The sequence below is a fragment of the Nonomuraea longispora genome, from assembly GCF_004348345.1.
GTDB classification, from domain to species: domain Bacteria; phylum Actinomycetota; class Actinomycetes; order Streptosporangiales; family Streptosporangiaceae; genus Nonomuraea; species Nonomuraea longispora.
This window is the reverse complement of record NZ_SMJZ01000044.1, coordinates 1-13,843: the sequence shown is the minus strand read 5'-3', so window position 1 is coordinate 13,843 and position 13,843 is coordinate 1. Positions and strand designations below refer to the sequence as shown.

Genomic DNA, 13,843 nt, shown 5'->3' with positions numbered 1-13,843 from the left:
CTTCCCCCTACGGGTGGATCCTGCTGCGGACGTCAGCTCTCCTCGGCGAACAGGCCGGGGGTTCCTCGCACCGGTCGTCGCGCGGCTCCCGCCTCCTGGTGCAGCCTGCCGGTGAGCCGTTTGCGCGCCCGGTGCAGCCGGACGTTGAACGCCCGCGGCGAGCAGCCCATGACCGTCGCCGCCTGATCGGGCGTCAGGCCGTACCAGGTGGCCAGGATCATCGCCTCCACGTCCTTCTCGGGAAGGGCGCGCAGGGCGGAGACAGCCTGCTCCCGGTCCACCACGTGCTCGGCGACGTCCCAGGCGACGTGCTCCTGCTCACTGGTCAGCGCGGCGATCCGCTCCACCAGGTCGGTGCGCCGGTAGCGCACCTCGCGATGCTTGGCGAGTCTGTTGCGGGCCACGCCGAGCAGCCACGGCAGCACCTGCTCGGGCAGTTCGTCGAGCCGACGCCAGGCCACGAGGAACGTCTCGCTGCACACGTCCTCGGCCACGTTCTGCCCGACCCTGAGCAGCACGTAGCCCAGCACGTTCCGGTAGTACCGGTCGTACAGCATGGTGAATCGCTCTTCGGGATCGTCCACACCAAGTAGTCCCGCCGGCCGCCTCTCGATTACCACCCGGCTCGGAGTTTCTCACCCCGGGCCCGGACACGTCGTTGATGCGCAGCTGGAGAAAGCCCGCCTGGCGCGCCTGGATCCACCTGCTGCGGCCGATCCGGTAGATGTCGTCGTTGATCCTCGCGATCACCGCGATGTGCCTGGGATATCCGGCCGAGGACACGTAACGGAACTTGCCGGAGTCGACCGACCACCGACCGGCGAGATAGCGCACCCGCACCCAGTCGCCGGGCTCGACGTACACGCCCGCGTGCTGCCGTGGCCGAGGCGGGCGAGGCGCCGGCGAGGAGGCAGCCGCCGGCGGTGAGGTGTTCGTCATGCGCGACGGCAAGATCGCCGAGCGTCGTGCCTGGGTCGTCGAGCTGAAGGAGAACGACCACCGCTGACAAAGAAGGAAGGGGCCGGGCCACTTCGGGCCCGACCCCCCTTCTACGCGTACGTGAGGATCTGGTCAGGTGGTGTTGCGGGCCGAGGCGGCCCAGGTGTTGCACGCTCCGGGAGAGCCGCTGTTGTAGCCGCGGGTCATCCACTTGGCCTGCGTCGGCCCTCTGCCGTGGTCGTTCTGCGGCCAGGCCTTGTGCCCGTTCTGCCGGAACCAGTTCACGGTGTAGTTCCACTGCTGGTCCGAGAAATGCCGCCCGTCCCTCAGGGTCCTCATGAAGGCGCCGGAGAAGCACTCGGCCTGCAGTTCGGACCTGCGGGAGAGCGCGAGGCGCTGCGAGCTGCCGGCCCTGTTACGGGCCGTCCAGTAGTAGCTCCAGATCTTCGAGACCTGCTGAACGTGGTGGCCGTACTCGTGGGCCATGAGGCGCGCGATCCCCAGCGGGAACGGCTGGCGCAGCTGCTTGCGGGTGATCAGCATGTACATCGTGCGGTTGGAGGAGCAGTAGTAGCCGTCGGCACCGGCGCTCCACTTGCCGCAGGGCGTGTTGACCTTCCTGGTGATGATGCGCAGCCGCGGCTTGGAGAAGGGCAGCCGTGCCTTGCGGAACTGCGAGCCCCACGCCGTGTTCAGGCAGTTGGTCACCCGCGTCAGGAACCGCTTGTACGCTGCCGTGCTCCCGGACGGCAGCGAGCCGGTCCGGCAGTTCACGTCGGTGAGGCGGCCGGTTCGGTAGATGCGGTTCTTGGTGGCCAGCGACTTGTTCGCGAAGGCACTCGCGCTCTGCGCGCCGGCCGCGCCCCCCGCGACCGACGGAGCAGCCTGCTGGACCTGGCTGACGGATGCCACCGATGCCGAGGCGGCGTTGGGCAGGACGAACACCTGCGAGGTCGCGGCCACCGTGAGCGTCAATCCGGCAGCCGCGAGCGCCGCGAATCTGTGAGAAACGTTCATAATCTCCCCAAGATTAGGTCAAGATCATGCATTTTGCGATGAAATTGAGTCAATTACCTGGGAACATTCCGCGCCGCAGGCTGGTGACTTCGGTTCGCTTCGAGTGCGTGACCAGCGCATACGAGGCCCGCCGACCCACCCGCACAACCGCGGAGCGCCTCCCCCTACCTCGCGAGGCGGGTGGTCGTCACCCTGGTGCTCTTCGCCGTCTCAGGCCTGCTGTACGCGGTGCGCCGGGCCACCGGAAGGCGGGGTCGTCGAGCGGGTCACACCGTGCACTCGGGTGTCCCGGCCGCTCCCCGTGATAGACATCTTCCGTCATCCCCACGCTGCCTCGACGCGCGAGCGGAGGTCGCGAAGGCGCTCGACCGGCTCGTTGGCGAACACGAACCGGAGGTGACGGTCTCCGGAAGGCCCCCAGCCGTTCATCGGCGTGGCGGCGACCCGGCCGCGCGTGAACAGGCGCTCGGAGGCCTCGGCCGGGCTCATGCCGAGCTGCGAGGTGTCGACGAGCAGCGACCAGCCGCCGTCGGGAGGGATCACCGGGTAGCCGGCGAGCTGGTCGAGGATGGTGTCACACCGACCGCGCCAGACGTCGACCGCCCGCGCCACGTCCGCGTCCGCGTCAGGAGAGGCCAGCGCCGCGGCCACCGCCTCCTGGGCGAGCCCCACCTGGCAGACGACATTGCTGAGCCCGACCAGGTTGACGTCGGCCATGATGGTCTCCGGGCCGACGACCCATCCGACCCGCCACCCGATCATCCTGAGTTCCTTGGACGCCGAACCGACGGTGACCGTGCGTGCCGCGAGCCCTTCGTGCCGGGCCGGGTGCGCCGGTTCCGCGTCGTCGAAGCGGATGCGTTCCATGGCGGCGTCGTAGAGCAGCCATGCCGGGGTGCCGTCGAGCGCGCGGGAGAGGGCCTCCCAGTGGGCGGGCCCGAGCACGGACCCGGTCGGCATGGCCGGTGACATCATCAGGACCACCGCCGTGCGCCTGGTGACCGCGGCGGCCAGTTCCCCGGGGTCCAGGGTCCATCCGCCCGCCGAGGCGGCCAGCGGGACGAAGCGCGGCACCCCTCCCGCGAGCCTGACGCGGTTGACCAGCCCGGCGTAGATCGGGTCGGCCATCACCACCTCGTCGCCCGGTTCGACGGTGGCGAGCAGCGTGTTGAGCACTCCGTTGAGCCCGCCCGCCGTGATGACGCACTCACGTGCCGGGTCGTAGCGTCGTCCCGCCATCCGGCCGACGTGGGCGGCGGCCGCCTGCCGGAGCGTGACGCCGCCCTGGAAGGGCAGGTAGCTGTTCGCGCTGTCCTGGTCGATCGCGGCCTTGGTCGTCTCCAGGGCCACCGCCGGGGGGCGGAGGTCGGTGTCGAGGTTCTCCAGACGGAGCAGCGTGTCGTCGTTCTCCTGGTCGGCCCGGTCTCCGAGCAGATCCACACCGATGCCGGGAATCTCTCTCAGACGGCTGACGGTCATACATCCTCCTCTGTTCCATATATGGAACAGCAGTCGTGCCGTACGGTCAACCGTCGCCGTCAGGCGGCTTGTCCCCCGTGCGAGCTACAGGCGGATGTCCACCGTGCGGGGACGCAGAGGGACCCCTCCGATCCGTAGCGTTACCGACGTAGCCGCGGCGCTCGGAGCCGCTCCCCCTACTCGCTCTCCTCGGAGGACCTCATGCTCGGCAAGTTCAAGGCACCCGTCCTGGCCGCACTGTGCACCACCGTGCTCGGCATGGGGGTCGCCGGTTGCAACGGGGACTCCCTGGACAACTGGGACCCCTTCGCGGGCACCGAGCAGAAGATCGAGGCCGACCTGTTCTCCGGGACCAAGAAGATCACGGTCGCCGGCAGGAAGGTGAACGTGTCCTGCTCGGGTGAGGCCGCCGACGGCAAGCCGGTCATCGTGCTGATGCACGGCGGCGGCGACGACGTGACCAAGATGGCCGCCCTGCAGAAGACCCTCAGCGCCAAGAACCGGGTCTGCTCCTACGACCGGCCCGGCGCCGGCGCCAGCGACAAGCCCGCCGGCCCGCAGGACTTCGCGAGCACCGGCAAGATCCTCACCGGCGTGCTCGACCTGATCGCCGGCGACCACCAGGTCGTCCTGGCCGGCCACTCGCTCGGCGGCATCATCGCCGCCCGCTACGCACCCGACCACCAGGACCGCGTCAAGGGCCTGGCGCTCCTGGACGCCACCCCCTCCACCATGGCCGCCGACATCGCCCGCGTGATCCCCAAGTCGGCCAAGGGCCCCGCTGCCGAGATGCGCGCCCAGCAGCTCGCCATCTTCGCCGGCCAGAACCCCGAGCAGCTCGTCGTCGCCGACGGCGAGGTCCGCTCCGTCGGCGACATCCCGGTGGAGGTCGTCCAGCACGGCCAGCCGTACCTGGCCGCCATCCCCACCTACGGCAAGCAACTGGAGAAGGCGTGGAGCGCCGGCCAGCGCAAGTGGCTCGCCCTCTCCAGCAACAGCAACCTGAGCACCGCCGCCAAGAGCGGCCACTACATCTACACCGACCAGCCCGACGTCGCCGTCAAGGCCATCGAAAACGTCGCCGCCCAGGCCACGGGCTGAACACCGCCCGCGGCTCCGTCGACAGCGGTTGCCAGCCGGCCGACGCGGCGAAGGCGGCGAGCACGAACACCGCCTGCTCAGGAGGCTCCATCGCCGTCTGGGTGCCCAGCACGAGCGCGGCGAAGTAGACGCCGGCCGCAGGAAGGACATGATCGGCTCGATGAGGCCGGTGAGCACGGAGTCGCCGATGACCGCGACCAGCGCACAGAGCACGTCCGCGGTCGCCATCCCCAGCGCGGCACAGAGGCCGATCCTCAAGAGTGTCAGGCCCTGCGAGCCCGGCCGGTCGAGCGAATTTCACGTGATGTGCCGATCTCATGCCACTACGGCCGCCGCCTCATGAGCGCACCGCTCACCCGTGGTCCGGCGGCCATCGCGCCAGGTCCCTGACCGCCTGCCCGTCCTGCCTCGCGCAGACGGCCCGGCTGTGATGGGCGAACCTGCGTACGGACCGCATCTGGGAGTGGTCACGCAGCCAGGCCAGGCGCAGCGGCAGCGACGGCCCGTCGCTGAGCCGGACCGCCCTGACGTCCGCCGATCCCGTCGCCGCCGCCGCGCGGGGCGTGCACAGGACGACGGCCTGCCCCAGCCGGACGACCGCCAGCATCTGCATGCCGTCGCTCACCTCCGGCCCCGGGCGCCCCGGCGGCCCGTCCGGCCAGAGCTCGGCGGCGACGTGCCGGAAGTTGTCTTCCTTCCAGCGCACCACCTGCTCGTCGCTCAGGTCCGCCATGACGATCGCCTCCCTGCCCGCCAGCGGATGTGACGCCGCGAGCAGCACGTGCACCTGTTCCATGAGCAGGATCACGCTCTCCAGCGTCTCGTCGTCGATCGACCCGCGCAGCAGCGCGAGGTCGGCCGCACCGGAGCGCAGCTGGTCGAGCTGGTCGCCCGCGTTGCCGACCATCACGCGTCCGGGCATCAGCGGCCGGGTCTCGTCGTACGCGTGCACAAGCTCGTTCAGCAGCCAGGCGTCGCAGCCGGGCCCTGTCACCGTCAGCGGATCCTGCGTCCCCGCCGCCCTGCGCGCCCGTGACATGGCGTGCCCGGCCTGGGAGACCAGGGTCCTGGCCTCGCCCAGCAGGATCTCACCCGCGGGAGTCAGGCTCACGTCACCGGGGGCGCGGACGAGCAGTGGGGCGCCGACGTCCCGCTCCAGGGCGCGGATGGCACGTGAGAGCGCGGGCTGGGTCATGGTGAGCCGCGCGGCGGCTCGGGTGAAGTTGCGTTCCTCGGCCACCGCGATGAAGTAACGCAGCTGGCGAATCTCCACATCGGCCACCCGCGCAGTCTCTCACGTGCGCCTATGCCGTTGGGACATGGCTGCCTGCCACATCGGACCTTCCTTTCCCCCGGCGGCCGGTGTGTCCTGGACAGGCGCCGCGGCGCGGAGCCTGTCCGGCCCGCGACCTCACCCGCGGCACTCGTTCACCTCACCCTCTTGATTGGATGACGCATGTCGGAACATGTCCGCAAGGCGGTCGTGACCGCGGGAACCGGCGGAATCGGCATGGAGACGGCGGCGGGACTGGCGGCACAGGGCTGGGACGTCACCGTCGTCGGCCGCGACCCCGACCGCGGCGCCGCCGCGACGGCCCGGCTGGAGGAGGCGGCGGGGCGCGCCACGGGCCGTTTCCTGCGCGCCGACCTCTCCTCCCTGTCCGGCACCCGCGCGCTCGCGGATCGGCTGGCCGCGGAAGGGCCCCTGCACCTGCTGGTCAACAACGTGGGCGGCATGTGGACCCGGCGCTGGGAGGGCGCCGGCGGCATCGAGGCGAGCCTGGTGCTCAACCACCTGTCGCCGTACGTGCTGACCGAGGCTCTCCTGGACGCGCTCAATGCCGGCGCGCCCAGCCGCATCGTGAACGTCACCTCCTCCGCCATCATGGCCGCGGAGCCGGTGTTCGAGGAGGCGGAGCCGCCGGGGCCCTACTACGGCATGGCCGCGACGGGCCGGGCGAAGCTCGCCCACCTCGTCCACACGATGGACCTCGCCGGGCGACTCGGCGGCCAGGGCATCCAGGTCGTGGCCGTCGATCCGGGACCCGCCGCGACGCCCAACGCGGCGCAGATGACGATCGACATCCTGCCACCGCAGATGCGACCGCTCTGGGACCAGGTCCAGGAGTGGGTCACCCGCCCGGTGACGGAGGCCGGGGCCGCCGTCCTGGCCGCGTGCACCGGGCCCTCGCACGGGGCGGGTGTGGTGATCGGCCCGTCAGGCGCTCCCGACGACAGCCTGCTCCAGTACCTGACGGAGGACGTCACGCAGGCCGTACGCGCGTGGACCCCGAGGCTGCTCGGCGACTGACAGCCGCCGTGAACGGTCAGGAGCGCGGCCCCTGGCCGGGCGAGCGCGCGGGGCGTCGGGCGCTCACGGAGCACCCACGCCCTGCTCGCCGCTGCGTCGGCCGCCCGGGGGCGCGGTCGAGGCACGTCGGGCAGCGGCGCCAACCCGACCGACGCGGCCTTCATCGACGCGGCCGTCCGCGACCTGCTCGCCACGCCCTCACCCCGGTAGACGCGCCCGTGCACACGGGCCCCACCACGCTCATGGGGAACTTGGGGAGCCTCTGCGGATAAAGACAGTCGTGACAACCACCGCAGAACGGAAGTTCCCCGTGAAGGATCCTCCATGCCCTCGACCGGCGGATCCCAGAAACGACTCCTCCATCATCGAAGCCTCGCTGTCTACGCCGGAGTGCTTCGCGGTGCTCTTCGACCGGCACGCCGCCGTACTGCACCGCTACGCCGTGCGGCGGCTCGGGCCTGAGCATGCCGAGGACATGCTGGCCGAAGCGTTCACCAGAGCCTTCGCGACCCGCCACCGCTACGAGTTCGGCCGCTCGGAGGCGCTGCCCTGGCTGTACGGCATCATCACCAACGTCATCGGCCTGCACCGACGGGCCGAAGCCCGCGCCTACCGGGCGCTGGCCCGCACGGGCGAGGACCCCGTGGTGGCCGCGTTCGACGAGCGGGTGGCCGCCCAAGTCTCCGCCTCGGCCACACGGCAACGCCTCGCCGCCGCGCTGGCGGGCCTCGGCCGCGGTGAGCGGGACGTGCTGCTGCTGATCGCGTGGGGCGATCTGACGTACGAGGAGACGGCCCGGGCGTTGCGGGTGCCCATCGGCACGGTCCGCTCGCGCCTGTCGCGGGCCCGCCGCAAGGTCGCGCACGCTCTGGGCGGCGTCAATCCGGTTGAGATGAGCGGGGGCCACCATGAATGACTTTGACCTGATCAAGAAGCTGCGATCGGAAATAGGCGAGAGCGAACCGGAGGCCCTGGACGGGGCGCGGGAGCGGCTGCTGACCGTGATGGCCCGAACGCCGGCGCGCAAGCGGTTCCGGCTTCCCGTGGCCCTGCCCCTCGCGGGCGTCGTAGCGGCCACGGCGGCGGCCGCCGTCGTGATCGCCACAAGCTCGGCCACGCCCGTCAACCCACCGGCCGGTGACACCCCGCCGCCTCTCTCGGCCCGGAACGTCCTGCTCGTCGCCGCCGACAGCGCGGAACGCACACCGCTGGGCTCCGGGGCCTACTGGCACGTCAGGAAGGAGAAGGACGACAGCGGCCGGCTGTTCACCGAGAGCTGGACCACGCGGGACGGGCAGCGGTGGACGCGGCCGGTGCCGGGCCGCGACCGGTCGGCCGTGAGCAAGGCGCCGTCGGCCGGCTATTATCTCGCGCCCGGCCAGGGCGAGCTCAGCGTCAAGGACATCGAGGCGTTGCCGACCGACCCCGAGGCGTTGAAGCAGCAGGTCACCGAGATGGTCCCGGAAGCAGTCGACCATCGCGACCCCGCCTTCTTCCCGCTGCTCTCGCTGATCGCCGAGATGCCCGCGCCGGCGAAGGTGCGTTCCGCGGCGTTCCGGGCTCTGGCCACAGTGCCGGACGTGCAGCGGGTGGGCACGGTCGAGGGCGGGGAGGAGCTGATGGTTCGCGGCGGTGACCGGGAGATCAGGCTGGTCGTCGATCCCGAGACCTCCCGGGTGGTCCGCGCCAACATGCTCCCCACCGTCAGCGGAGGGGTCGCCGGCGCCAAGTGGGGGCACTTCATCAAGCTGACCACCGAGTGGACCGACGACTTCCCCGGCGCGACCGAACGAGGCACGTCATGATCGCGGGCAGATCGGTTCTCGCCGTTCTCCTGGCGGGAACGGCCGGCGTCGCGGCACCGCAGGCAACCGCGGAACAGCCGAACGGGGTGACGCTGATCACGGGTGACCGGGTCGTGGTCATCGGCAAGGCCCACCGGGTGGACCCGGGACCCGGCAGGCAGGTGCACTTCACGAGCCAGGTGCGCGACGGGCATCTGTACGTGATCCCGTCGGATGCGATGCCGCTGATCGCGAAGGGGACGCTCGACCGGCGGCTGTTCGACGTCACCCAACTGCTGGCCTGGGGGTACGGCGACGCTGCGAGGTCCGACATCCCGGTGATCTCGCAGGGTGCCGCCACCCGGGGCTTCGCCGGGGCACGGCGGCTGTCCAACCTGGGAATGAGCGCAGCGCTCGTGCCGAAGGCGAGCGCCGCCCGGACCTGGCGGGACCTCACCGGCGGCGCGCGCACCTTGACCGCGGGACGTTCCAGGTTATGGCTGGACGGCCAGAGGACCCCCGTCCTGGAAGACAGCGTCAAGCAGATCGGCGCCCCACAGGCGTGGCGGCAGGGGCTCACGGGCAAGGGCGTCACGGTCGCGGTCCTCGACACCGGCTATGACCCCGACCACCCCGACCTCAAGGACGCGGTGGCGCACGAGCGCGTCTTCAGCGACTCTCCCGACATCCGTGACATCCACGGCCACGGCACCCACGTCGCCTCGATCGCGGCGGGCCGGGGAGAGCGGTTCCGCGGGGTGGCGCCGGAGGCGGAACTGGCCATCGGCAAGGTGGGCGACGGCGTCATCACCGAATCGGCCGTTCTCGCCGGCATGGAGTGGGCGGCCGCCGAGGTCAAGGCCAAGGTCGTCAACATGAGCTTCGGCGGTCCGGACAGCCTCGAACTGGACCCGATCGAGCAGGCGGTCAACACGCTGTCGGAGCAGTACGGCACGCTCTTCGTCGCGGGGGCGGGCAACCAGGGCAGGAAGCAGTCGGTGTTCAGTCCGGCGAGCGCGGACGCGGCTCTGGCCGTGGGCGCGGTGGACAAGCAGGGGCGGATGGCCGACTCCTCCAGCCGGGGGCCGCGCGTGGGCGACCACGCGATCAAACCCGACCTGACCGCGCCCGGCCAGGACATCACAGCAGCGGCCATCGGGGGCGGCCACAAATCGATGAGCGGCACCTCGATGTCCACCCCGCACGTGGCCGGGGCGGCGGCGATCCTGGCCCAGCACCATCCTGACTGGACCGGGGCGCGGCTCAAGGCCGCGCTGATCGGCAGCGCCGCGCCCACCGAAGGCGTCACGCCCTATGAGCAGGGTGCCGGACTGGCCGACCTGACGCGGGTGCTGAAGCAGACGGTCGTGGCCGAGCAGGCCAACCTGTGGGAGCCCTTCCCGTGGGACGGCGACGAACGGGTGGCCACCAGGACGATCGCGTACGCCAACGTGGGCGACACCCCCGTAGATCTCGACCTTTCGGCGCAGGGCGAGGTGCTGAAGGTGCCGACCGGCAAGGTCACGGTCCCGGCCAAGGGCGAGACGTCCGTCACCGTCACCATCGACGCCACCGGAAAGCCACCAGGCGACTATCCGGGAACGGTCACCGCCGCCTCGGGGGACACCGTGGTCCGCACGCTCGCCGGCGCCTACGTCGAGCCGGAGTCCTACGACGTCACCGTCACGGCCGTCGACAGGCAGGGCCGGCCCGTCGAGCCTCGGGGGGAGATCTACGACGCGAAGACCGGGGAGAGCCATGACCTGGCCTTTTGGGACGGCTCCGCCACCGTGCGGCTCCCCAAGGGCGACTGGAACCTCTACGCCTCCGTCTCCGAGACGGTCGACGGAAACCGGATCAGTACGCTCGCCGCCACCCCGTTCCGTGTCGAGGACGGTGACCTGCAGCTGAGTGTGGACACGCGCCGGGGCAAGCCGGTCAGGACCACACTCGACGACCCGGACGCCGAGCTCAGACGCGGTTACCTGTTCCGGCTGGAGCATGGGGCCTGGGACATGGCGGCATCGGGCGGCGGTACGGACGCCAACAGCCAGCTCTTCGTCGTCCCCGCGCGGCAACCAGGCATGACCTACACCCTCGTCACCACGTGGCTCAGCAAGGACGTCTCCCCCAGCCCGTACGTCTACACCATCGTCGATCGTCGCAGCGAGGGCATTCCTGACGACCCCTCGCACAACGTGCGGCAGCAGGATCTGGCGAAGGTGACCGCGACCTACCGAGCCCCAGGGACGGCCGTGACCGGGGTGCCGATGGCCACGCTGGAGATCGGCCAGCCCGTTGCCACGTCGCTGGACTCACTGGTCGGGGAGATCCCGCTGCCCGGCAAGCTCGTCCACTACCGGACGCCCGGGCTGAGCTACGGGAGCGGGCTCCAGACCGGCACCTCGATCATCTTCGACGGCGGGCGACGCGCCGAGCGGGGTGAGACAGACGAGGTCTGGAACGCCGCCGTCATCGGGCCGTCGTTCCTGCTGGCCGGTGGGAGCCGTACCGGTGACGAGCTGAGCTTCTTCGCGACGGGAATGTTCGCCGACGGGCGGCAGGGCCGATCGGGTTCCGACTCGGCCGCCACCGGCCTCGCCACCCTCGCCAGGGACGGGCGAACGCTGGCCACGGCCGACCTCGCCGGCTGCTCGGTCCACAAGGCGCCAGGATGCGGCCTGCGGGCCGGCCTGCCCGCGGTGTCCGGCGCCTACACGCTGACCGCGTCGCTGCGCCGGCAGGCCACGCTCTCCACGAAGGTGGAGTCGGCCTGGACGTTCACGTCCGCGACCACCGGCGACGAACAACCGCTGCCGCTGATGGCCGTCCGCTTCAGCCCGGAGGGCCTGGACGACTCGAACCGCGCCGAGCCGGGCGGCACCAGCCGCCTGCCGTTGCGGGTCGAGCGCAACCCCGGCTCCACCGACGCGGACGTGGAATCGATCCGGCTGGAGATGTCCGCCGACGACGGCGCCACGTGGCGCCCCGTCCCGGTCACCCGTACCGGGTCCGGATGGACCGCCACGCTGCAAAACCCTGACCAGGCCGGGTACGTCTCCCTCCGCGCGGTGGTCACCGACGCCGCCGGCGACGGGGTGACCCAGACGATCACCCGCGCGTACGCCGTCGGCTGATCCTCACGCTGAGCGCCTCCCGGCCTGCCCTGGCCGGGAGGCGCGTGCAGTGTAGCGACAAGCAGACCCTGCTGAGTCCGGCCACCTGCCGCACCGGGACGAGCGGACCATGGCCAACGCACCCGACTGGGGCAGGGCAGGGTCAGGCGGCCGCGCCAGGGCCGGGCAGCAGCTCGACGTCGCCGGCGTGCATGGGCTCGCCACAGTGGGCGCAGCGCAGGACGAGGAGCAGCACGACTGTCAGCAGTGTCGAACCAGCTCCGGGTCACTGCCGGGTCGAAGCACGCAGCGCCTCGGCGATCCACGCGAACGCCGCGGCATCGTCCTCGCCCGTGCTGGGAGGGGTGCCGTTGATCAGCTCCACCAGGGACAGGTATCTGCCGTGGGTGGCGTCGTACCGCTCCTCCTCCTGGGAGTCCTCGCGCCGCAGCTGCTCGACCAGGAGAAAGGCCCTGGCGAGCCGCTCACGTTGCTCGGTCGTGGACTGCGCCCCCATGGCGTCGGCGGCGGCGCCCGCCATGCGGACGACCAGCTCGCACGCCCGTGGGGAGTCCGGCGCCAGCCCCGAACGGTACGCCGCCACGACCTCCTCCCCGATCTTGGCGCCGTCCTCGTGGATGAAGTCCCACACCGGCGCGGCGGCCAGGCTGCTCCCAGGGAAGGTGCCGTACACGTCCTGGAGGTAGGAGCGGACCGCGGCGCGGAACCGCTGGTCCTGGACCAGGTCGGCCAGCTCGATCCAGGCTTCGAGCTGGGCGGCGCTGGGGTCCTCCGGCAACCGGGGCCGCATCGTGCTCAGGCGTTCGACGAAGCCGTCCGGCACATCGAGCCCTTCGCCGACCTCGTTCCAGAAGTCGTCGACGAGCCGTTCGCGCTCCTCGTCGGACATCGACACGAGCTTGTGCATCAGAGCCGCCTGCGCGGCCGTGCCGCCCTGCTTGACCAGGGTCCGCAGCACGGCCCTCCTGGCCCGCAGGTCGCGCTCCTGACGCTCGACCAGCTCCAGGTGGGTCGCGAGAAGATCGTGCAGGGACGTCTCACCGCCGAGGAGCCGTCGGATGTCGTCCAGCGCGGCGTCCAGGTCGCGGAGGGTGCGGATGAGTTCCAGCCGCGCGATGGCGCGGACGTCGTAGAGGCGGTAGCCCGCCTCGCTCACACGTGTCGGGTCGATGACGCCGGCGTCGGAGTAGTAGCGGATGGCGCTGACGCTCAGCCCGGTCCTCCTGGCCACGTCCCCGATGGGGTACAGCTCGTTGTCGTCCATGCCGCCACTATGGAGTCTCAACCGGCTTGAGACTCAAGCCCCGCCCGCCGCACCGCGTCCGCCTTCCAGGCTCCGTCAGGGGGTCGAAGCACGAAGGGCCGCCGCGATCCACGCGAAGGGCACGATCTCCTCGTCCGCGCCGGACTGCGTCCCGTTGATCACGGACACCAGCGACAGGTACCTGCCATGGGTGAGGTCGAACCGGGACCCGGGGTCGTCGTCGTCCTCCTCGCGCAGGAACTCGTCGATCTCGTCGAACTTCGCGGCCAGCTCCCGCCGGAACGAGGCGGAGGCCTGGCGGCCGTCGAGCGCGGCGGTCGCGTCCACGAGGCGGACGGCCAGCTCCTGCGAACGTGGCGCGTCCGCGGGCAGCCCGGAACGGTACGCGGCCATGATGTCCCCCATGATCGTCATACCTGTCCCGTAGATGAAGTCCTGCACCGGCGTGGCGGCCATGAGCCGTCCCGGGGACGTGGAGAAGGTGTCCTGGAGGTAGGAGCGGACCTCGCCGCGGAACTCCTCGTCCTGGACCAGGTCGGCCAGCTCGATCCAGGCTTCGAGCTGGGCGGCGGTGGGGTCCTCCGGCAGGTGCGGCCGTATCTCCCGCAGCCGGCCGACGAAGTCGGGGTTGACGTCGAGACCGTCGCTGACGTCGTCCCAGAAGTCGTCGACGAGACGTTCGCGCTCCTCGTCGGACATCGACACGAGCTTGTGCATCAGAGCCGCCTGCGCGGCCGTGCCGCCCTGCTTGACCAGGGTCCGCAGCACGGCCCTCCTGGCCCGCAGGTCGCGCTCCTGACGCTCGACCAGC

The 13,843-nt window shown here is 71.0% G+C and carries 11 protein-coding genes; 5 read left to right on the top strand and 6 right to left on the bottom strand.

Translation table 11 applies throughout. The features are described 5' to 3' along the window. Nucleotides 1–32: 32 nt before the first annotated feature. The 3 genes from E1267_RS14230 to E1267_RS14215 form a co-directional block, all read right to left on the bottom strand. Nucleotides 33–584 (bottom strand): RNA polymerase sigma factor, encoded by a 552-nt coding sequence (locus E1267_RS14230; RefSeq protein WP_132332918.1) that lies wholly within the window; start codon nt 582–584, stop codon nt 33–35. A gap of 487 nt (nt 585–1,071) precedes the next feature. After that, the gene (locus tag E1267_RS14220; RefSeq protein WP_132332917.1) at nt 1,072–1,956 is read right to left on the bottom strand and encodes a neutral zinc metallopeptidase; all 885 of its coding nucleotides are present in this window, start codon (nt 1,954–1,956) and stop codon (nt 1,072–1,074) included. A 318-nt stretch (nt 1,957–2,274) separates the two neighbouring features. Beyond that, nucleotides 2,275–3,435, bottom strand: a complete 1,161-nt coding sequence (locus E1267_RS14215; protein WP_132332916.1) for a pyridoxal phosphate-dependent aminotransferase — start codon at nt 3,433–3,435, stop codon at nt 2,275–2,277. Between the two features lie 201 nt (nt 3,436–3,636). Between E1267_RS14215 and E1267_RS14210 the strand changes: the two genes are divergently transcribed. Then, a complete protein-coding gene (locus tag E1267_RS14210) occupies nt 3,637–4,536 on the top strand; it encodes an alpha/beta fold hydrolase (protein WP_132332915.1) in 900 nt (299 codons plus the stop codon). A 352-nt stretch (nt 4,537–4,888) separates the two neighbouring features. Here the strand turns inward: E1267_RS14210 and E1267_RS14200 are convergent, their stop codons facing one another. Continuing rightward, entirely contained in the window at nt 4,889–5,818 is a 930-nt protein-coding gene (locus E1267_RS14200; RefSeq protein ID WP_220449486.1) for a LysR family transcriptional regulator, read from the bottom strand. Nucleotides 5,819–5,992: 174 nt separating this feature from the next. Between E1267_RS14200 and E1267_RS14195 the strand changes: the two genes are divergently transcribed. The 4 genes from E1267_RS14195 (at nt 5,993) to E1267_RS14180 (ending at nt 11,768) form a co-directional block, all read left to right on the top strand. Continuing rightward, nucleotides 5,993–6,847, top strand: coding sequence for an SDR family NAD(P)-dependent oxidoreductase (locus E1267_RS14195; protein ID WP_132332914.1), 855 nt, complete (start codon nt 5,993–5,995; stop codon nt 6,845–6,847). Nucleotides 6,848–7,157: 310 nt separating this feature from the next. After that, nucleotides 7,158–7,763: an RNA polymerase sigma factor gene (locus E1267_RS14190; RefSeq protein ID WP_132332913.1), complete on the top strand. Its 606-nt coding sequence runs from the start codon at nt 7,158–7,160 to the stop codon at nt 7,761–7,763. Continuing rightward, nucleotides 7,756–8,652 (top strand): CU044_5270 family protein, encoded by an 897-nt coding sequence (locus E1267_RS14185; protein ID WP_132332912.1) that lies wholly within the window; start codon nt 7,756–7,758, stop codon nt 8,650–8,652. Before E1267_RS14190 ends, E1267_RS14185 begins: the two co-directional genes overlap by 8 nt. Then, complete coding sequence (locus tag E1267_RS14180) at nt 8,649–11,768, top strand: S8 family peptidase (RefSeq protein WP_132332911.1); 3,120 nt, start codon at nt 8,649–8,651, stop codon at nt 11,766–11,768. The genes E1267_RS14185 and E1267_RS14180 overlap by 4 nt, the downstream gene beginning before the upstream one ends. Before the next feature lie 265 nt (nt 11,769–12,033). On the opposite strand, the gene E1267_RS14170 is transcribed toward E1267_RS14180, so the two are convergent. Together E1267_RS14170 and E1267_RS44320 are read right to left on the bottom strand one after the other, a co-directional pair. Next, a complete protein-coding gene (locus tag E1267_RS14170) occupies nt 12,034–13,032 on the bottom strand; it encodes a MerR family transcriptional regulator (protein ID WP_132332910.1) in 999 nt (332 codons plus the stop codon). A gap of 75 nt (nt 13,033–13,107) precedes the next feature. Continuing rightward, nucleotides 13,108–13,843: MerR family transcriptional regulator (locus E1267_RS44320; protein WP_165959609.1), on the bottom strand; the 736-nt coding region annotated here is incomplete at its 5' end.

Excerpts from the sequence above, each read along its gene's own strand:
- E1267_RS14170 (WP_132332910.1), bottom strand. The coding sequence starts at position 13,032 with ATGGACGACAACGAGCTGTACCCCATCGGGGACGTGGCCAGGAGGACC.
- E1267_RS14210 (WP_132332915.1), top strand. The coding sequence starts at position 3,637 with ATGCTCGGCAAGTTCAAGGCACCCGTCCTGGCCGCACTGTGCACCACC.
- E1267_RS14215 (WP_132332916.1), bottom strand. The coding sequence starts at position 3,435 with ATGACCGTCAGCCGTCTGAGAGAGATTCCCGGCATCGGTGTGGATCTG.
- E1267_RS14220 (WP_132332917.1), bottom strand. The coding sequence starts at position 1,956 with ATGAACGTTTCTCACAGATTCGCGGCGCTCGCGGCTGCCGGATTGACG.
- E1267_RS14185 (WP_132332912.1), top strand. The coding sequence starts at position 7,756 with ATGAATGACTTTGACCTGATCAAGAAGCTGCGATCGGAAATAGGCGAG.
- E1267_RS14180 (WP_132332911.1), top strand. The coding sequence starts at position 8,649 with ATGATCGCGGGCAGATCGGTTCTCGCCGTTCTCCTGGCGGGAACGGCC.
- E1267_RS14195 (WP_132332914.1), top strand. The coding sequence starts at position 5,993 with ATGTCGGAACATGTCCGCAAGGCGGTCGTGACCGCGGGAACCGGCGGA.